An 18,146-nucleotide genomic window follows, 5' to 3' on the forward strand; every position below is an offset into this window, starting at 1 on the left:
CGCACAGCATCCCCACCCCGCGCCGCGCAAAACCCCGGTCGTGGCGGTGGGCGAGGGCCGCTGGGGGTGGGGGTCAGGGCTGGCGGCGCCGGTGGCGGCGGGTCAGGTGGGCGGTCAGGGCCAGCAGGGCGAGGGCCTCGGCGACCAGCACGGTGATCGCCCAGCCGGAGCCGATCCAACCGGCCAGTGAGACGTACCAGTACCGGACCAGCAGGGTCGCCACGGTCACCGCGAAGAGCGCGGAGGCGAGCCCGTACCCGGCGTAGACCAGCCGGTCCCGGCGACGGTGGTCGGCCACCGCCGCCGGCCCGCCGCGCAGCAGCCGACCCCAGTACGCGTACGTGTCGGCCCGCAGGTCGGCCAGGTTCAGGGCGTGGCTGAGCATGTAGTAGCCGTCCAGGCGCAGGAACGGCACGAGGTTGAGCGCGGCGGTGGCGGTGCCGAAGAGCAGCATCGTACCGGCCAGGTCACGCAGCGCGCCCGGCCCCGCCCAGACCCGGATCGCCGCGAACGGCACCAGGGCCAGCATGCTGACGAACACCCCGGCGAACGCGGTGGCGACCCGCCGTCGCGGGGTGAAGAGCACGATGTCGTCGACCTTGCAGTACGGCGCCACCAGCGGGAACCGCCACATGACACCGATCTCGGTGACCCGGCCGCCGAAGTACCGGCAGGTCAGCCCGTGCGCGCACTCGTGCAGGAACACGATGACCCAGGTGCTCACCACGGCCGCCACGATCGCGGCCACCGGGCGGTCGCCGCCGCCGACCCCGGTCACCAGCTCCGGCAGGTGCAGTGCCACGTAGCCGGCGACGGCGAGCACGGCCAGCAGCGCCGGCAGCACGAACGCCCAGCTGAACACCGGCCGCAGCCAGGGCAGCAGCCGGTCGAAGAGCCCATCCGGGTCGAAGAGCGGGAACCGGGCCGACAGCGGCCCGCGCCGGGTCTTCGCCGCGCCCTCGGCCGCCGACTCGGTGAGCCGGGCGATCGCCGCCGGGTCGGTGGCGCCGTCGAGCATCTGCCGCCGGTGCAGCATGCCGAAGAGCTGCTGCCAGTTCTCCGGCCCGAGGCGCCGACGGTAGGTCGCCGCGTACTCGGCGGCGAGGTCGTCCAGCGAGCGACTGCCGTCCATCCGGGAGAGCAGGAAGTGTTCCCGCGGGCCGACCCGGTAGAACCAGCCGGTCTCCCGGTCCTTCACGTGGTGCACCAGCTTCCCGGCCCGCCACTGGCCGGGGCCGAGCACCACCCCGGCCCGGAGCCGGGGCCGGGTCCAGGTCGCGTCGACCGTGGTCATCTCGTGCCGGCCGGGGCGTCGTCGCGCAGCGCGGTGCACAACAGGTACGAGAGGTAGATCTCGTCGAGGATGCTCACGCCGAGCCGGTTGTTGGTCATGTGCACGTACGAGCTGAGCAGGATCGGCAGCGCCGCGTCGAGATCGGTCACCGGGGTGGGTGCCCCGTCTCCACGTTGGAAGACCAACTCGTCGCGCTGCGCAGCGGCCACCACCCGCTCACGCAGGGCGCGGCAGTGCGCCAGCCAACGGCCCTCGACCCCGCCGGGCCGGACCGCCGCCTCGTCGCGGGCGGCGGCGCGGATGTCGGCGAGCCGGCCGCGCAGCGCGGCGTCCATCCGCCGGTAGCTGGTGTCGAAGCTGGCGTGGTAGTCGTCGCTCGGCTCCGAGTAGGAGACCTCCCAGAACCGCCGGTACTCGTCGAGGAACCCGGCGATCCGCCGGTCGTCGTCGAGGAAGACCGCGCACGCCATCATGGTGAGCTGCGCGGAGAGCCCGAGCAGCACCGGGCGGACGTGCACGTTGGTGGTGGCCAGCAGGTCGAGCACCACGTCGCTGGAGTGCTCGAAGTGCCACTCGGCGATCTCGATCCCGGCCGGGCCGCCGTAGCGGCCGTACTCCCGCTCGTACGGGATGTGGTGGTGGCTGTTGTTCGCCCGCATCGGCATGACGCCGTCCGGCCCGTACTCCTCGTCCCACCGGGCCCGGCCGTACTCGGCGAGGAACATCTGCTTGTACAGGTCGCCGAGCCCCGCGCTGTCCACCTCGTACAGGGCGGGACGGCGGCGCAGGAACGCGTCGATCGCCGCGTCCACCCGGGCCCGGACCAGCGCCGGGTCGACACCGGGCGCCGGCAGCACCCGCAGCCGGACGTGCGGGCCCTCCATCCAGTACTTGATGAAGAAGTACCGGCTGATCAGGCCCTCCGCCCGCAGGTCGTCCACGAGGGGGCGGACGCCCTCGACCAGCATCGGGTTGGCGTTACTGGCGTAGAAGACGTGCACGCTGAGCCAGCCGTGGTCGACCGGCGACGGATAGTCAGTCATGGTCCACTCCCCCTCGGACGCCGTTGAGTTCGACGGTCACTTCGGTGACGTAGGTGCCGCCCTCGCCGCGCAGCACCTGTTCGTCACGGCCCGGCAGCATCTCGGTCAGCACCAGCCGGCTGCCCGCCGCACGCGCCGTCGCGTCCAGCAACTGGAGCGAGAAGTGGCTGTCGAAGTCCACGTAGAGCGGCTTGTGGTCCGGCCGGGCGCCGACGGTCGGACCCGGCTCGTCCCCGGCCGCCGGCGCGAGCCGGGTGCCCTCGGGGGTGGCGAAGACCCGCCGGGGCAGCCGGTTGTCCCGCCGCCACCGCTGCCAGGCCAGGAACCAGTCGGCGTCGCTCTGGCCCGACGTACGGGTGGGCAGATGGTCCGGGTGCAGCTTCCACATCCGCCGTTGCAGCACCAGGTCGCCGTGCACGATGCGCGGATAACCGGCGATGCCCCGGCCGGGCAGCGGCACGGTCGTGCCCGCCCAGAGGTCGGGCTGTGCCATGCCGACGTAGGCGAAGGTCAGCAGCACCTGCTGCACCTCGGGCAGGGCCATCGGCAGCAGGAACCCGAGGTAGACCGGGACGACCTCGGCGTCGAGCCGACGTGAGCGCAGCAGCAACCGGTCGGCGACCGGGTCGTGCACGACGGTGAGGTCGTCCATGTGGATCTGCTCGGCGGCCGACCGGAAGCTGATCTCCCCGGGGCAGACCAGCTCGTACGGGGTCACGACCGGGTGCAGGTTCAGGTTGGTGGCGTCGTACCCGCCCTTGAGTTCGGCGAACACCACTCCCGGTGGCTGGAGCCGGGCGAGTTCGGCGCGCAGCGCGCCGGCCAGGTCCTCCGCGGCGAAGAGGTGCGCGAAGCGCGAGAAGAGCAGCGTCATTCCCGAGTAGACCCGGTTCACCACCACCCGGTGCCGCTCGCCCTGGTCGGCGAGCTGGAGGAAGAAGGACCGCGGGTCGAGCGTGCCGAGGGTCTCCGGCACCATCGCGGCCACCTCGGTCATGAACGCCTCGTCGAGGACCAACTCGTCGGCGTCGTGCGGCAGCCGGTGGTACGCCTCATCCATCCGCCGGGCCACCTCCAGCCGGGCGTCGTCGAGGGCGGTGATCTCGTCCTGCCGGAACCAGTTCTCCTGCCGGACGTAGCGGTTGTCCGCGTCGAAGGCCCGGCGGCGCATCATCCGGCCGCTGTAGTGCTCGAAGAAGTCCTGCTGGAACTCGTGGGCGAAGGTGAGCAGGTCGTCGCAGCGCCCGCCCGCGCCGTACCGGGCCCGGAAGAAGCCCTTGGTGGCCAGCCGGCGGGGCAGGTTGATGTCGAACACCGGCATGATCCGGGCCAGCGCCCGCAGCGGGCGCAGGATGCTCCGCTCCCAGCTGGCCCGGTCGGCGGTGACCGGGCCGCGGGTGGACAGGGTGGCGTCCTCGTAGAGCAGGGTCCGGGGGGCCGGGACGTCGAGGCGGCCGACGTCGCGGTGGGCGGCGGTCAACTCGTCGCGGATCCCGTCGAGCGCCCTGCGGCGCCCGTCGACGTCCCGATCCGGGTAGCCGGTGGCCAGCCGGTTGGCGGTGCCCACCCGCTCGGCGAGCCGGTCGGCCCACTCCCGCCCGATCCCCCGCAGCGCCGCCCGGTAGCCGTCCACCGGGTCGTCGGCGTGGATGTCCAGGTGCAGGTTCGGCACGACCAGCAGGCCGACCCGCAGCAGGTGGTGCAGGTACTGGGCGATCTCCTCGGCGGGGCGGTCGGCGGTGGTCAGCTCGCCGACCAGGTCGGCCATCCGCCGTACCCGGCCGCCGTCGAGCGCGGCCAGGATGTCGTACAGCACGCGGCCGGTGGGCAGCACGAAGAGCGACTCGTGGATCGACTCCAGGGTGATCGCGGCGTCGCCGTCCTCCGAGCCGGTCCGTCGGCGGCGCAGGTAGCGCAGTCGGCCGTGCGCGATGCGCCAGCCGGTGGTCAGGGCCAGCGGCAGGTCCGCGCGGAGCGTCTCGTCGGCGAGCACGATGGCCGAGAGCCGGCCCAGGGCGGCCAGGTTGAGACGGGCGCTGCCCCGCTTCGTCGTACCGATGCCGTCGGCGGTCGGCACGACGTCGAGCAGCCGACCCGTGCCGGTGCCGAAGGTGCCGACGTTGACCGTGGTCAGGAGGCTGAACGGGCTGGTCTTGGTCGCGGTGCGGTACGCGTACTCCAGCAGCGAGCGCTCCATTCGGCGCTCCCGCTTGCCGAGCGGACCGGTCGCGGCCAGGTAGCGGGGCAGGTAGCGGTCCAGCGACGGGGAGGCGAGCAGGATGCCGCCCCGCAGGTCCGGGTCGTCGGCGAGGGCGCGCAGCACGTCCCGCCGCTGCGCCAGCTCACCGTCGAGCAGCGCCGGGCCGGCGGCCAGCTCCCGCTGGTACTCCGCGAAGGTCTCCATCCAGCGCGTCAGGTCCCGGTGGGTGCGCGCGCCGAGCGCGGCGACCGGCCAGGCCGCCAGGTCGGCCGGGCGGGGCGGGCGCAGGTTGAACACGTCGCGGCGGAACCGGATGAGCCGTTGCCGCAGCCCGTCGTCGGACAGGTTCCGGGCGATCGCCTCCTGGAGCGCGTCGGCCAGCTCCCGGCCACCGCACCGCAGCTCGTCCTCCAGGTCGAGCACCCGGCGGGCCCACCGGGCGGTCCCGTCGAAGGCCAGCCGGTCGGCGACCTCGAGCGGCAGTCCGGCGGTGCGCAGCATGAACACCTCCGGCATCCGCCAGGAGATCGCGGTCGCCGGGGGTGCGGGCAGGGACACCGTCACGGGTCTCTCCTTGGTCTGCGGGCGGTCACGGACTCGGGGCCCGGGCGCGGCGGGCCGGTCGGGGCGGTCACAGTCGGTACGCCAGGTCGGCGGTCGCCTCGGGGTGCTGGCCGAGGAGCAGGAACAGCACGGTCCGCTCATCGGTGCCGTCCAGCCCGAGGGCGGTGTTCATGGCGACGTTGTCGAAGCCGAGCACCGCGCCGCAGCCCACCCGTTGGGCGGTGGCGGCGCAGTACGCGCGTTGCGCGACGGTGCCGACCTCGGCGTTGAGGATCCGGTAGCCGCGCGGGCCGAAGGCGTCGAGCACCGCGTCCGGCCGGCCGGAGATGGCGAGCACCGCGCCGACCTGGCCCATCGTGTAGTTGGTGAGGAAGTACTGCTGTTGCAGGAAGGCGGACATCCCGTCCGCCGGCTCCGGGCCGGCGAACAGCAACGCGTGTCGCCGCTCGCAGTACGCGTAGCCGCCGCTCGGCACGCCGTCGACGTGGTTGGCGAAGACCCAGAGCCGGGTAAGCGCCGGCCCGCCGTCGGGCCCCTTGACGTCGGCCGGGTAACGGCGACCGGCGGCGGCGAAGGCAAGCGTGGTGCCGAGGTCGGCGGCGGTGAGGTCGGGCGGCCGACGGAACCGGCCGAAGCTGCTGGACCGGGTGGCCAGCACCGTGGAGAGGGGACTGTCGAGACGGTCCAACGCGGGATCGGGCAGCGGGAGCGGCTCGCCGGCCAGCTCCCGTGGGACGGCCGCGCCGACGCGGTCCGGCGTAGCCACGATGGGGGCCGCCGCGGCCCGGTGCACGGCGGTGACGGCGGGAAACTCGCGTACGCGGCGGGACCGTTCGAAGGCGGCGTGGCGCACCCGCGTCCCGTCGACGCCGTCGGTCGCCGGGCCGGTGTCGCCGGCGCCGACCGCCCCGGCGAACGCGGCGGACCCCGTCGCCGAGCCGGTGGGCGCGGCGGCCGGGGCCGCCCAGTTCAGCGGCACGACGGCGAAGACGCTCTCCGCGTCGCCGTCCAGGTCCAGCAGGCGGTCCAGCGGTGCCGGGTCGAAGCCGAGCAGCCGCCGCAGGGGCACGCCGAGCGCCGGCGCCAACAGGTCCCAGCAGCCGAGCAGGGCACCGAGGTCCTGGGTGACCACGTGGTAGCAGAAGCTGTTGTACTTGAACGAGTTCTTCCAGAACCGGATGCTGGCCAGCAGGTAGCTGTCGGCCGTCGCGCCCGGAGCCGTTCCATCGACGCCGACGTCGACGCCGAGCGCGGCCCGGGCCCGGCCCGTCACGTCGCCGAGCAGCAGCCGCTCCAGCACGTGCGCGCCGGTGTGGTAGTGGTACACCCCCGGCAGCACCGGCGCACCGCCGCCCGCGATCAGGTACAGCTCCACCGGGTACATCCCGCCGCCGGACGCGGTGCCGCGCCCCCAGACCGCGTGCTCGAAGTGCGCTCGCTTGGCGACGTCCTGGTTCCAGTTGACCGTCATCCGCCGGTCCAACACGCCGTACGACAGCCGCAGCAGGTCGGCCAGCCGGGGCAGCGACCAGCCGGTGACCAGCGGCAGACCGTCCCCGGTGTGCAGCTCCCGCAACGTGGGCAGCGCACCGGGATCGGCGGGCAGCGGCAGCCTGGGCGCGCCGGGGTAGCTCTTGTGCCGGGAGGGCTGGTCGGCCCAGTCCACCTCGTAGTGGAGCGGTTCCATCGGGGTGCGGGCCCGCCGGAACACGGCCTCGGTGTAGTCGCGGACGACCTCGCGGGGGTCGTGCTGCATGTCGGCGCTCCTACGGGAAGGGGTGCGGGTGGGGGTTGCGGCCGGTGGCGCCGAGCTGGTCCGGGCCATGCCGTCCCCGCGCCAGATAGCGGTCCAGCCGATCGCTCCAGAGCACCCGCTGGCGTTGCCAGCCGAAGTCGATCGGGACCAGCGCCGGGGCCACCACGGCCATCGTGTGCACCCCGGCGACATCCTGCTCGGGGCAGGTCTGGTCGACGGCGACGACGTCCCCGCCGAGGCCGGCGATCAGGTCGGCGAGGTAGGTCATGTCGTCGCGCAGGTCGTCGTGCGCGGGCCGGGTGGCCAACCAGTCGCCGTACAGCTCCGACATGGAGCGCCGGGGCGGGTCGTCGAAGAGGAAGGCCGCGTGCCGCGCCATCTCCGGCAGGCCGTACAGCAGCGCGTGGTGGCTCAGCTCGGTGACCCTGGTGTAGTCCCGCACCATCTCGCGCAGCTCCGGTTCGCTGGCGGCGACGCGCTCGTCGAAGCCGGGCACGTAGGACGCGGTCTCGCAGAGCGCCGCGCGGACGGCGTCCTCGGGGTCGAGACTGGCGCCGGCGGCGAAGCAGAGCTGGCCGAGGCCGTCACCGCGCTTCACGGCGACCGCGGTCACCACCGGGATCGGCAGGTCGGCGCGGGTGTCGAAGAGCCGGATGTCGTAGCCGAGCAGGTCGACGCGATCGAGCATGAACCGCACCCGCTCGTCGCGGCAGCTCGCCGGGTCGATCTCGGCCAGGCGCGCGGAGCCGTACCAGGCGAGCAGGAAGGCGTCGCGCTCGACGAGTTCGAGCATGCCGTGCAGCAGCGCCTCCTCGGGGCTGCTGCCGCTGGCGCAGCCGTTGGAGCACTCCTGGACGAACTTGCGCTGGTCGGTGCGACGGTCCAGGTAGTACACGAGCTGCTCGGGTACGAGCCGCGGCCGGCCGTCGCGCAGCGACCAGCCCCAGACCCAGTGCATCGGCTCGCCCGGGGTGTAGGGGGCGTAGTAGAGCCCGTGGCCGTGGTAGAAGGCCGGGTGGTAGCCCAGACCGGCCGGGTCCAGCGCGTCCGGGGCGAGGTTGGCGTAGCTGTCGAACACCGCCGTGCGGCGCGCCCGCGGAAACTGGCCGGCATACCGCTCCAGGCCCTCCAGCAGGGCGTACGTCTCGCTGCCGCCGTAACTGTTGGCGTGTCCGCTCCACCACATCTCGTGCAGGTCGTACCGGCTGCGGACGCGGAAGTAGCCGGTCACCGGGGCGGTGGCGGTGGCGTTGTACGCCCGCAGCGCGTTGCCGCCGAGGGCCCCGGCGACCGGGTTGGCCAGCGCACCGACCGGCAGGTCCAGGTCGGCGGCGGACCGCAGCCGGTACGACGTCGGGTCGGACTTCGGTCGGCGGGTCAGTGGGATCACCGCGGCCTCGGCCGTGTCCGGTCGTGGGGTGGCGCAGGCCGGGCACTCGGAGTCGGCGAGCACCTCGACCACGGTCGTCTCCAGCGTGTCCATCCGCAGCTGGTACAGCCGTCCCACGCCGGGACGGCCGGGTCCCGGTCGACAGACCTGCCGGAACAGCTGCCAGAGCGCGTCGACAGCGAACGGCGTCAGGTGCGGCAGCGCGGCCACCACTCCTACCCGCGCGCCGTGTTCGAGGGCGTGCCGTTCCTCGCGTACCCGGATGGCCTGCCAGCGGCGCTGCACGCAGTGCGGGCACGGGCCGGGCCGGGCCGGTGGACCGCCGGACCAGCGCGGGCCGACCAGGGCGGTGGCGCCGTGCAGCCAGATCGGGACCACGTCGCCGGTGAGCCCGTCGCCGGCGTCGGCGTACGCGTCGGTCAGGCCGAGGGCCGCGATGCGTACGGCGACGGCGCCCGACGGACCCTCGGCGTCGGCCGGCTGGTCCGCCGGGTCCTGAAGTCGCTCGTGGAACGCCTCACCGAGCTGCTTGAGGCTGGTGTCCCACCCGGTGGAGGTGGTCCGGACGTCGACGATCATGCGGTATCACCTGTCTGCGGTCGGGCGGGCGGGTCGGGGACCGGGTGCCCCGCCGGCGTGGCTCGCCGGCGGGGACGGTTGCGGTCGGTCGGTCAGCCGCCGCCGCATCCGGTGCTCGTGCTGGTGCTGCAGCAGCTCGACGTGCTGCAGCTGCAGCAGCTCGAGCAGGAACAGCTGGAGCTGGACCAGTCCATGACCATCGCGTCGATGGCGTCGACGTCCTCGATCTCGAACGTCTCGGTCTCCAGCGCGCGCAGTTCATCAGTCAGTTCCGGCATTTCCTCTACCTCCCCTCGGGCGTGTCCGGGCCTCGGCGCCGCACGGTCGTCCGGAGCGGCCGGGTGGGGCCGGGCTCAGCTGGTGCTGCTGCAACTCGACGAGGTGCAGCTGCAACAGCTGGACGTACTGCAGCTGGAACAGCTGGAGGTGCTGGTGCTGCTGCTGCAGATGTCCATGAGGTCGGCGGACAGATCGGCGATGTCCTCGACCTCGAACGTCTCGGTCTGCAGGTCGCGAAGCTCGCCGCGGACCGACTCGGGCAGTGCGTCTGCCAGGGGTGATGTCACGGGCCTCTCCTTGAGCCGTCTGCGCCGGTCCTCAGGTGGGTGTGGATCCGCACCACCACGTGGACCGAGCGGAGGTACACGGGTTTGCTCGCCGGTGTGGGCCGGCGGCGGATGGTGCGTCGGATGCGGCTGTCCCACCGGGACCGGACTGCGTCAGCGTCGGGGCTCGACCCCGCTCACCCGGTCAGCCGCAGCTGGAGGTGCTGGTGCTGGTGCTGCAGCAGCTCGACGTGCTGCAGCTGCAGCAGCTCGAGCAGGAGCAGCTGGAGCTGGTCGCGGCGAGCGCCTCGCCGCCGTCCTCGACCTCCTCGATCTCGAAGGTCTCGGTCTCCAGCTCGCGGAGCTCGTCGTTCAGGGTGATCGGCATGTTTCACCTCCTTCCGCGGTGCGTGCCTCGCTCGGACCACTGGTGTGGTGGCTCAGTCGGCCGCGCGGCCGGAATGGCGCAGCAGGACGACGCCGCTGCGGAAGGCCCCGCCGGCCCGGATGTCGCGAGTGGTGGTCTCGACCAGCAACGCGGTGATCCCCCGCCGGGCGAGGGCGGCCAGGACGGCGTCCCGGTCGGTGCCGCCGGGCGCCGCGGGGCGGTCACCGTCGACGGGCGACGCCGCCGCGGCGGTGAGGGTGACCGGGTCGAGGTCGGCGAGCACCGGCTCGCCCAGGTCGGCGTCGACCCCCTCGAAGTGCCGCACCTGGAGCCGCCCGACCAGGTCGCGCGCCGCGGCGAGCCGGGTCGCGACGGGATCGAAGCCGGCGGCGAGCCGCCAGTCCCGGTCCTCGCCCCCCGGCGCCTCCGTGACGGCGAGGACCGCGTGCGCCGGCGCGGCCCCGGTGAGGGAGAAGACCGCGACCTGGCGGCCGAGGCGGTGGGCCGCCTTCAGGACGAACGCGGTGTCGTCGTCGGTCACCAGGTCCTCTTCGTCCACCCGGGTCAGGCCGGCGCCGCCGCGTATCGCGGCGGTCAACGCGTGGTAGGCCAGCGCGTCGGCGAGACCCTGGTCGACCACGCCGTCGAGGCTGCCGGCGGCCGCCGCGCCGGCGACGGTCCGCTCGGCGAGACCCGCGCCGTTCGCGGCCGACGTGGGCAGCGCCGCGGCGGCGGGGACCCACACCGTCTCCGGGCGGCCCAGCACGGTTGCCGGGAGCCAGCGGACCGCTCGGTGCGGGTCGTACGGCAGCGCGCCGGTCGCCGTGTCCAGTTCGCTCCACGGCACCGGCCGCTCGCCGCGCTCCCGCAGCTCCGCGGCGGTGGCCACGACACCGGCGGCGGGGTCGGCGTAGCGAGAGGCGTGGTCGCGTACCGCGATCCGGTAGGCGGCGAGCCGGGCGCTCATCACGGTGTGCACGTCGAAGGCGGTCAGCTCGCGCGGTCCGCGCCGCCCCGGCAGCCGCAGCCGGGCCGTCTTCAGGGGTGCCTGCTCCAGGGGGTCGTCCACGAAGCGGGTGAAGACCCCCACGTTCGGGGACACCAGCGCCTGGGCACGCTGGTAGGTCTCGTCCTCCGAGTCGGCGGTTTCGACCGGCGCGGCCACCTCGACGTCGCGGCAGACCGGGCAGGCCGGGTGCGGCAGCACCGGCTCGCGGACGGACTCCAGGGTGGACCGGTCGAGCAGCAACACCCCGCCGGCCGTGTCCGGTGGGAGCGCCCCGGTGAACGCCCGGAACAGCTCGAACGCGGCAGCGTTGCCGAGCATCCGTGCGGTCACCTCGGGCAGCGGCGCGGGCACGTCGGGACCGGCGCCGACGGCGAGGTGCCGCCAGAACTCGGCCGCGGTCGCCGGGTCGGCGCCGGCGGTGAGCCGGAGGTGGGCGCAGAGCCAGCAGGGCGTCGATCCGGCTGCGACGGTCGGCCCGAGCACCGCCCGCTCGTCGTCCCAGACCACGGGGACCAGGAGCGGCCCGTCCCGGTGACCGGCACGGGCCAGCGCGGCCAGCCGGGGCAACCCGGCCCGGTCGGCGCAGTAGAGCACGGCGTCCGCGCCGGCCGGATCGGCCGGACCGTCGTGCACCCGCACGTCGGCGGCCAGCCCGTCGGCCCGCAGCTCCGCCTCCTCGGCCCGCAGCGCGTCGGCGTGGCGGGCCGGGTCGTCGTCCGGGTACAGGTCGAGCCGGAGACACCCGTTGCGGAGCAGGCCGCCGGCCGCGGCCGTCAGGATCGCTCCTGCGCCGGCGAGCACGACCCGCGCGCTGTGGAAGCGCTGGAACCGGCCGGTGGGGTCGTCGGTGAAGTGGTCGACGAACTCGATCTGCGCGGCGAACCGGCGGGCCACCGGCTCGGGCAGCTCGGTGCGCTGCCCGGCGTCCTTGGCGAAGCCACGGGCGAGCAGTGCGCGGACCAGGCTGAGCACTGTCTGCCGCTGCCCCACGTCGAGTGACGCGGTGAGCTGTGCCAGGGTGTGCTCACCGTTGAGGTAGGGGCTCAGGGAGGTCAACCAGCGGAACGCGGATCGTCCCTTGATCAGGAATGCGGTGTCCGGCCCGCGAAGGTACGCACCGGCCGGCGCGTCCAGAAAGACCACGTCATGCCGCAGCTTCGGCCGTATTTCCAGACTCACTCCACCGTCCGGCGGCACACTCATCAGGGCTCCTATGCCAGCGATCACGGTCGAACTGAAAGTGTCTTCATGCTGCCCATGATCAATACGTACGTCAACAGATTGTTTCGCGGGAGGCACTGGCGAAGGTGAATTTAACGGCATTGAGCTGCGGCGGGGACAAGACGTCACGGACGCGCCGCACGAGACCCTTCCCGAGCCGATCAACCTCCGCTACGCTGTGGGCGTCGCCGCACGCCGCCGCAGCTCAGGAGCCCCTAATTCGTCCCGGAGTCAACGTCGGTAGCCGGCGGCGGGCCAACCTCCGGGCCGGGTGGCGACGCCTTTTGTTGCCGCCCAGCCCCCTTAACGAATAGTTAATTCAACAAGACGCAATTAACCCTGCCTTACGGTAGGGAATTCGAAGGGCCCCTGGATGAACGGTGCGGAAAATCCTATCGGCCAGCCGTGTCACACCGTCGATGGATTGCGACGCTCCCGTGGAGAATGACCGTTTCGCCATTGAATTGCACGAGGTGACCAAGCGTTATCCCGGCGGCATCGCGGCGGTCGACGCCCTCGACCTGCGGGTGCCCACCGGGCAGGTCCTCGGGTTCCTCGGGCCGAACGGCGCCGGCAAGACGACCACGATGCGCATGCTCGTCGGGCTGGTCCGCCCGACGTCCGGCCGGATCCGGGTGCTCGGTCAACCGCCGGGCAGCCCACGGGAGTTGGCCCGGGTGGGTGCCCTGATCGAGTCGCCCGCGTTCTACCCGCACCTGTCCGGAGTGGACAATCTCCGACTGGCCGCCCGGTATGCCGGGATACCCGACAGCGCCGCCGACCGGGCGCTGTCCGAGGTGGATCTGACCGACCGCGGGCGCTCCCCCTTCCGGACGTACTCCCTGGGCATGAAGCAACGGCTCGGCGTGGCCGCCGCGCTGCTCAAGGAGCCGAGCCTGCTGATCCTGGACGAGCCCACCAACGGGCTCGACCCGGCCGGTGTCTCCGAGATGCGGGAGTTGCTCCGGACGCTCGGCCGGGACGGACGAACCGTGCTGCTCTCCAGCCACGTGCTCGGCGAGGTGGAGCAGGTCTGCGACCGGATCGCGGTGATCAACCACGGCCGTCTCGTCGCCGACGGCTCGCCGGACGAGCTTCGTGCGGCGCTCGGCGACGGCGCGCTGCTCATCGCCGCGGACCCGGTGGACCGGGCGGTGGCGTGCCTGCGCGACCAGGCGGGCGTCCATGACGTGCAGGTGACCGACGGGCGGTTGCGGGTCAGCACGGATCCCGCCCTGGCCGCCACCCTCAACCGGCGGCTGGTCGAGGCGGGTGTCGACGTCCGGGAGCTCCGGCCGGTGCGACACTCGCTGGAGGAGGCGTTCCTGGAGCTGACCGCACCGGACCGCACCGAAGCGGATGACGCCGACCCGGCCCGTACGGAGCCGGAGCGGCCCACGACGATGACGGGGAGCAGCCGGTGATCGCCTCGGTCCGCGCGGCCTGGTTCGCCGACCGGAAACGGCCGGCCGTCTGGACCGTCACCCTCACCTGGACCGCTCTGGCGCTGGCCTTCGGCGTCGGCGTCCCGTACCTGGTGCACCTCGCCCTGGCCGGCGATCCCGAGCAGGCCGAGGCCTCGGCCACGCTGTTGGATACGGTGCTACCCGGCCAGCTCGTCACCACCGGCATCGGGCTGTTCCCGCTCTTCGGCGGCGCGATCGTGGTGATCCTCGGCGCCCTGGTCATCGGCAACGAGTACCGGTGGGGCACGCTCAACCTGATCTTCACGCAACGTCCGCGCCGGGCCCAGGTGCTGGCCGGACACGCGGTGGCGCTCTGCGCCCTGACCCTGCTGCTGGCCGTGCTCACCTTCGTCGCGCTGGCCGCGGTCACGGCGCTGATCGCACTCGTCGAGGGCCGTGGCCTCGCCTGGCCACCGCCGGGCCAGCTGGCGGGCGCCGTGGCGGCGGCGTGGCTCATCTGCTGCGCCCACGCCGGTCTCGGCTTCCTCCTGGCGATCGCGTTCCGCAGCACCGCCACCGCGATCGCGGTCGGCCTGGTGTGGACGCTGGTGCTGGAGAACGCCGTGAGTGGCCTCGCCCTCGTGGTCGGTGCGCTGGAGCCGGTACGCAACCTGCTGCTCGCGCCGAGTTCCGGCGCGCTGGCCGGCGCGCTCGGGGCCCGGTCCCAGTTCGACGGCGGAACGCCGGGCGTGCTGGAATCGGCCGGCGCCGCCGGGCCGGTCATCGTGCTTGCGGGCTACGTGCTGGTGACGTTCGGGCTCGGCACCTGGTTGGCGGGGCGCCGGGACGTCGGCTGACCGAAAGGGGTGTCGCGATGGACTTCCTCCTCGCCTTCGCGCTGACCGGGCTGGTGGCCACGGGCGGCTGGATCGCCTGGGCGGCCGTCCGCGCCTGGGCCCGGGCGCGGGACCGGCGGCACGAACTCCGACTGGCCCGGGCGCGGTCGGCGGCCGAACTCCGCCGGGCGGAGCTGGCCGCCGAGATCCGCGAGATCGAGTTGGCGAACGAGACCTACCAGGACTTCGTCCGCCGCCACCCGGAGGGCTGACCGCCCATCACCCGGAGGGCTGGCCGGGGCCCCCGGGACGGCCGGTGGGCGGGCCACGCGCACGTCGGCGCCGGCGGTCAGCCCGACGTCAGCGACTGCGGCGGCGGGCTGTGCGGGCCGAGCTCAGCCGTCCAGTCGACGGACCATGTTCATGATCGTTTCGATCTGGGCACCGCCCTTGATCGGGTAGTTCGTCGCGCCCAGGTAACCCCACCAGTCCCAGCACCCGTTCGGGTTCGCGGCCGAGGTGGTGGCCTGCGGGTAGAGCACGATCATGTTGTTGGTGTCCGCGTACTGGTTGAGGTTGGCGCGGTCGACGAAGGCGGTGCCGACCTTGCCGTACCCCTGGAGGCACCCGTGCAGCGCCACCAGCAGCCGGCAGGACTGACCGGCGGCGCACGGCGCCGGGACGTAGGCGAAGCCGGACGTGTCCATGCTGATGCCGTTGGCCCAGCCGCCCACCGCGAACGTGTTCTGCGCGAAGCGGATCATCGTGCCGCGCAGCGGGCCGGTGTTCGGCGCGGCCACCGAGCCGAGGAGCTTGCGCAGGAAGGCGTTCTGCGGATCGGTGCCGCAGTCGTTGAGGTACGGCGCGGCGGTGACGCCGCACCCGCCTGTGCCGTAGGGGGTGACCCAGGCGTGGCCGGCGGACGAACCGCTGTCGTACTGGACGCTCGCGCCGAAGCGCTGGTGGTAGCGGACCAGGTCGTCGGTGACGGACTTCTTCACGGTGGTGTCCGAGTTGCCGTGGAACACGTACGCCGGACGCGAGGCGAGGTTGCCGACCGGGTCGATCCAGCCGTACGACGCCCAGGTGCGCGTGTACGTCTCCAGATTGGCGAGGTAGGTGGGGTAGATGTTGTCACCGCAGGCGTAGAGCGCCTGGGTCACGGTGTTCTGCGCGCAGTAGTAGGGGCCGGCGGCGAAGACGGCCGACCCGCGGATCCGCCCGGAGTAGGCCACCTGGAGCTGGGTAGCCAGGTATCCGCCGGAGGAGACCCCGGCGACGTACACCGAGGAGACGTTGTAGGTGCTCAGCGAGCCGGAGACCGGCGGCACGGTGTAGGGCGTGCCGGCGGCGTGCGCCGGGCTCACCGGGGGCACGGCCAGCAGCAGGCCGGCGACGGCGGCGGCCAGCGCCTTCCACGGAACTCTCATGATGCGACTCCTGGTGGTGGACGCCGGTGGCGCCGGCGTGCGCCGACGGTACCGAGACATGCATCACAGTCCATATGAGCGTCGGCCACACAACGGACCGCTCCCGGGTGTCGCCGAGCACCGTCCGGGCCGGTACGGGCGGTGTGTCGGCGCGCCGGCCACGGGTATCCGGCAGGGGCCCGCGGACCGCCGGGCGGTGTCGTAGAGCGCCGGGAGGCGACCGATGTCAGAGGGTTCCGACGAGCCGTCTCGGCCGGCCCGAGACGACCCGGAGCGGGCGAAGCACCGCGCGGCGGAACAGCTCGTCGCGCGCTACGGCGACGTCCTGGGCGGCGAGGACGCCCTGGCCGACGAGGACGCCCGGGTCCCCGACACGGCCGTCACGGAGAAGGGGGCCGAGGAGCCGCCGTGACCGCCCAGCCGGACCGCCACGCCGCGGACGAGCCCCGCCGACCGACCGTACGACTGCGGCGCGGCCTGCGGCCGGTCACCGGGCAGACCCGGGTCACCACCGAGGAGATCTTCTTCGACGTGGTCTTCGTCTTCGCGTTCATCCAGATCACCACGCTGGTGACGGCGAAGGCCGGCGTGCTCGGCGTGCTGCAGGGGCTGCTGGTGCTGACCCTGCTGTGGTGGTCCTGGTCGCTCTTCGCCTGGCTCGGCAACCGGGTACGGTGCAACTACGGCCTGTCCCGGCTGGTGCTGCTGGCCGCCACGCCGGCGATGTTCACGCTCGCCGTCAGCACCCGGGAGGCCTTCACCGACCTGCCCGGCGGGGTCTACACGCCGCTGGTCTTCGTCGCCGGCTTCGTCTTCCTGCGCCTGCTCTACCTGGCGCTGCGCCTCTACGCCACGCCGTCGCTCAACGGGCGCGACCTCATCGCGCTCATCGGGCCGATGCTGGTCGCCGCGGCCCTGTTGCTGCTCGCGGCGTCGCTGCCCCGCTCCGGCCTCGGCGAGCGGACGGTCGAGGTCGGGCAGGTGGTGCTCTGGACGGTCGCGGTCGGCGTGGACTACGGGGTCGGCCTCGCCGTGAAGCTCTCCCAGCGGGCGATCTTCTCGGTGCGGCACTGGACGGAGCGGCACGGCCTGATCATCATCGTCGCCCTGGGCGAGGTGCTGGTGGCCGTCGGCATCGCGGGGTCGAACCTGCGCACCACGCTCGGGCTGCTCATGGCGTCGGTGCTCGCCGTCGTGGTCGCCGGGGCGCTGGGCTGGATCTACTTCGACCTCTCCGCGCTGGTCGGCGAGTACGCGCTGCGCGACGCCGACCCGGCCCGACGGGTGACCCTCGCCCGCGACGCCTACAGCTACCTGCACCTGCCGCTGATCGTCGGGGTCATCCTGCTGGCCGTCGGCTTGAAGCACACGCCGTCGCTGGTCGTCGCCTCCGAGTCCTACCGGCAGGGCGACCCGCTCGACCAGGTGGGCCGGTACGCGATGTACGGCGGCGTGGCGCTGTTCCTGGTGGCGCACGCCGCCTTCCAGCTTCGCCTGAGCCGCCTCGTCGTCGCGGTCGTCTGGCCCCGCCTGCTCGCGGCGGTCGCCCTGCTCGCGATGCTGCCGCTGATCGCCCGGATCGCGGCCGTCCGCGCCCTGGTGGGGCTCACGGTGGTCTGCGTCGTGACCGCCGCGGTCGAGTTCGCCGTCAGTCGCAGGCAGCGGCGCGGCCTACGGCGGGCGCTCGCCGAGGAGATCGAGCACGGACCGCCGGACGGGCCGGGTCCGCTCCGTGCCCCGCACTGACGCGGCCGGGCGCGCCCGTTAGCCTGCTCACTTCAGACCGTGAAACTTTACACTGCCTGCAAGATTGCTCCTAGAGTGTCGCGGTGACCCTCGCCAGCGCCTCCTCCGCCACCGCCGGCCTGCGCGATCGCAAGAAGCTCCAGACCCGCCGGGCGCTGGCCACCGCCGCGCTGCGCCTCGTGGCCGAGCGCGGCCTCGACCACGTGACCGTCGACGAGATCAGCTCCGCCGTCGGCGTCTCGTCACGGACGTTCTTCAACTACTTCCCGAGCAAGGACGACGCCCTCATCGGCGACCAGCGGCTCGACGGCGCCCGGTTCGTGGCACGGTTCGAGTCGGTGCCCCCGGAGACCCCCGCGCTCGCCGCGATCCGGACGGGCCTCGCCGACGTGATCGAGGAGATGCAGGCCGACCGCGAACTGTGGCTGCTACGCATGGACGTGATCACGCGCAACCCGGCCCTGCTGCCGCGCCTGGTGTCGGTGGGCGCCGAGACGGAACGCGCGATCACCGAGGTCATCGCCGCCCGGGTGGGCGTGCCCCCGGATCACGGCTTCCCGCCCCTGCTCACCGCCGTCACCGGCGCCGCCTTCCGCACCGCGATGGTCCGGTGGGCCGCCACGGGCGGCGAGCGGTCACTGTCCGACCTCGTCGACGAGGCGTTCGACGCGCTCGCCGCCGGCCTGCCGGATCCCGGCCCCACGCCCCTGCACCAGTCCCGCACCACGAGTTAAGGAAG

Annotated in this window: 16 protein-coding genes; 6 read left to right on the forward strand and 10 right to left on the reverse strand. The window is 73.2% G+C overall.

Annotated features, from left to right (window positions below):
* Nucleotides 1-73: 73 nt before the first annotated feature.
* From ACIBTV_RS14000 to ACIBTV_RS14040, 9 genes are all read right to left on the reverse strand, one after another.
* Entirely contained in the window at nucleotides 74-1,294 is a 1,221-nt protein-coding gene (locus ACIBTV_RS14000) for a hypothetical protein (RefSeq protein WP_396704722.1), read from the reverse strand.
* A complete protein-coding gene (locus ACIBTV_RS14005) occupies nucleotides 1,291-2,337 on the reverse strand; it encodes a thiopeptide-type bacteriocin biosynthesis protein (RefSeq protein WP_396704724.1) in 1,047 nt (348 codons plus the stop codon). The genes ACIBTV_RS14000 and ACIBTV_RS14005 overlap by 4 nt, the downstream gene beginning before the upstream one ends.
* Nucleotides 2,330-5,101 (reverse strand): lantibiotic dehydratase, encoded by a 2,772-nt coding sequence (locus tag ACIBTV_RS14010; RefSeq protein WP_396704726.1) that lies wholly within the window; start codon nucleotides 5,099-5,101, stop codon nucleotides 2,330-2,332. The genes ACIBTV_RS14005 and ACIBTV_RS14010 overlap by 8 nt, the downstream gene beginning before the upstream one ends.
* A gap of 67 nt (nucleotides 5,102-5,168) precedes the next feature.
* Nucleotides 5,169-6,857 (reverse strand): nitroreductase family protein, encoded by a 1,689-nt coding sequence (locus tag ACIBTV_RS14015; RefSeq protein WP_396704728.1) that lies wholly within the window; start codon nucleotides 6,855-6,857, stop codon nucleotides 5,169-5,171.
* 10 nt (nucleotides 6,858-6,867) lie between these two features.
* The gene (locus ACIBTV_RS14020) at nucleotides 6,868-8,826 is read right to left on the reverse strand and encodes a TOMM precursor leader peptide-binding protein (RefSeq protein ID WP_396704730.1); all 1,959 of its coding nucleotides are present in this window, start codon (nucleotides 8,824-8,826) and stop codon (nucleotides 6,868-6,870) included.
* 92 nt (nucleotides 8,827-8,918) lie between these two features.
* Complete coding sequence (locus ACIBTV_RS14025) at nucleotides 8,919-9,104, reverse strand: thiazolylpeptide-type bacteriocin (RefSeq protein WP_396704732.1); 186 nt, start codon at nucleotides 9,102-9,104, stop codon at nucleotides 8,919-8,921.
* Between the two features lie 75 nt (nucleotides 9,105-9,179).
* Nucleotides 9,180-9,392, reverse strand: coding sequence for a thiazolylpeptide-type bacteriocin (locus ACIBTV_RS14030; protein ID WP_396704734.1), 213 nt, complete (start codon nucleotides 9,390-9,392; stop codon nucleotides 9,180-9,182).
* A 184-nt stretch (nucleotides 9,393-9,576) separates the two neighbouring features.
* Nucleotides 9,577-9,759, reverse strand: coding sequence for a hypothetical protein (locus tag ACIBTV_RS14035; protein WP_046564715.1), 183 nt, complete (start codon nucleotides 9,757-9,759; stop codon nucleotides 9,577-9,579).
* Nucleotides 9,760-9,811: 52 nt separating this feature from the next.
* Complete coding sequence (locus tag ACIBTV_RS14040; RefSeq protein WP_396704736.1) at nucleotides 9,812-11,971, reverse strand: TOMM precursor leader peptide-binding protein; 2,160 nt, start codon at nucleotides 11,969-11,971, stop codon at nucleotides 9,812-9,814.
* 491 nt (nucleotides 11,972-12,462) lie between these two features.
* On the opposite strand from ACIBTV_RS14040, the gene ACIBTV_RS14045 reads away from it, so the two are divergent.
* Genes ACIBTV_RS14045 through ACIBTV_RS14055 form a run of 3 tightly spaced genes read left to right on the forward strand, consistent with a single transcriptional unit; the run spans nucleotide 12,463 to nucleotide 14,503 of the window.
* A complete protein-coding gene (locus tag ACIBTV_RS14045) occupies nucleotides 12,463-13,413 on the forward strand; it encodes an ATP-binding cassette domain-containing protein (protein ID WP_396704738.1) in 951 nt (316 codons plus the stop codon).
* Nucleotides 13,410-14,252: an ABC transporter permease gene (locus ACIBTV_RS14050; protein ID WP_396704739.1), complete on the forward strand. Its 843-nt coding sequence runs from the start codon at nucleotides 13,410-13,412 to the stop codon at nucleotides 14,250-14,252. The genes ACIBTV_RS14045 and ACIBTV_RS14050 overlap by 4 nt, the downstream gene beginning before the upstream one ends.
* A 17-nt stretch (nucleotides 14,253-14,269) precedes the next feature.
* Nucleotides 14,270-14,503 carry a hypothetical protein gene (locus ACIBTV_RS14055; protein WP_396704741.1) on the forward strand — a complete coding sequence of 78 codons (234 nt, stop codon included), beginning with the start codon at nucleotides 14,270-14,272 and terminating at the stop codon, nucleotides 14,501-14,503.
* A 123-nt stretch (nucleotides 14,504-14,626) separates the two neighbouring features.
* Here the strand turns inward: ACIBTV_RS14055 and ACIBTV_RS14060 are convergent, their stop codons facing one another.
* Entirely contained in the window at nucleotides 14,627-15,661 is a 1,035-nt protein-coding gene (locus ACIBTV_RS14060) for a poly(3-hydroxybutyrate) depolymerase (protein ID WP_396704742.1), read from the reverse strand.
* A gap of 223 nt (nucleotides 15,662-15,884) precedes the next feature.
* Between ACIBTV_RS14060 and ACIBTV_RS14065 the strand changes: the two genes are divergently transcribed.
* The 3 genes from ACIBTV_RS14065 (at nucleotide 15,885) to ACIBTV_RS14075 (ending at nucleotide 18,141) form a co-directional block, all read left to right on the forward strand.
* The gene (locus ACIBTV_RS14065; RefSeq protein WP_396704744.1) at nucleotides 15,885-16,073 is read left to right on the forward strand and encodes a hypothetical protein; all 189 of its coding nucleotides are present in this window, start codon (nucleotides 15,885-15,887) and stop codon (nucleotides 16,071-16,073) included.
* Nucleotides 16,070-17,407 (forward strand): low temperature requirement protein A, encoded by a 1,338-nt coding sequence (locus ACIBTV_RS14070; RefSeq protein ID WP_396704745.1) that lies wholly within the window; start codon nucleotides 16,070-16,072, stop codon nucleotides 17,405-17,407. Before ACIBTV_RS14065 ends, ACIBTV_RS14070 begins: the two co-directional genes overlap by 4 nt.
* Before the next feature lie 83 nt (nucleotides 17,408-17,490).
* Nucleotides 17,491-18,141 carry a TetR family transcriptional regulator gene (locus tag ACIBTV_RS14075; RefSeq protein WP_396704747.1) on the forward strand — a complete coding sequence of 217 codons (651 nt, stop codon included), beginning with the start codon at nucleotides 17,491-17,493 and terminating at the stop codon, nucleotides 18,139-18,141.
* Nucleotides 18,142-18,146 lie beyond the last annotated feature (5 nt).

The sequence above is a fragment of the Micromonospora sp. NPDC049366 genome, from assembly GCF_044466625.1.
Classification (GTDB): Bacteria; Actinomycetota; Actinomycetes; order Mycobacteriales; family Micromonosporaceae; genus Micromonospora.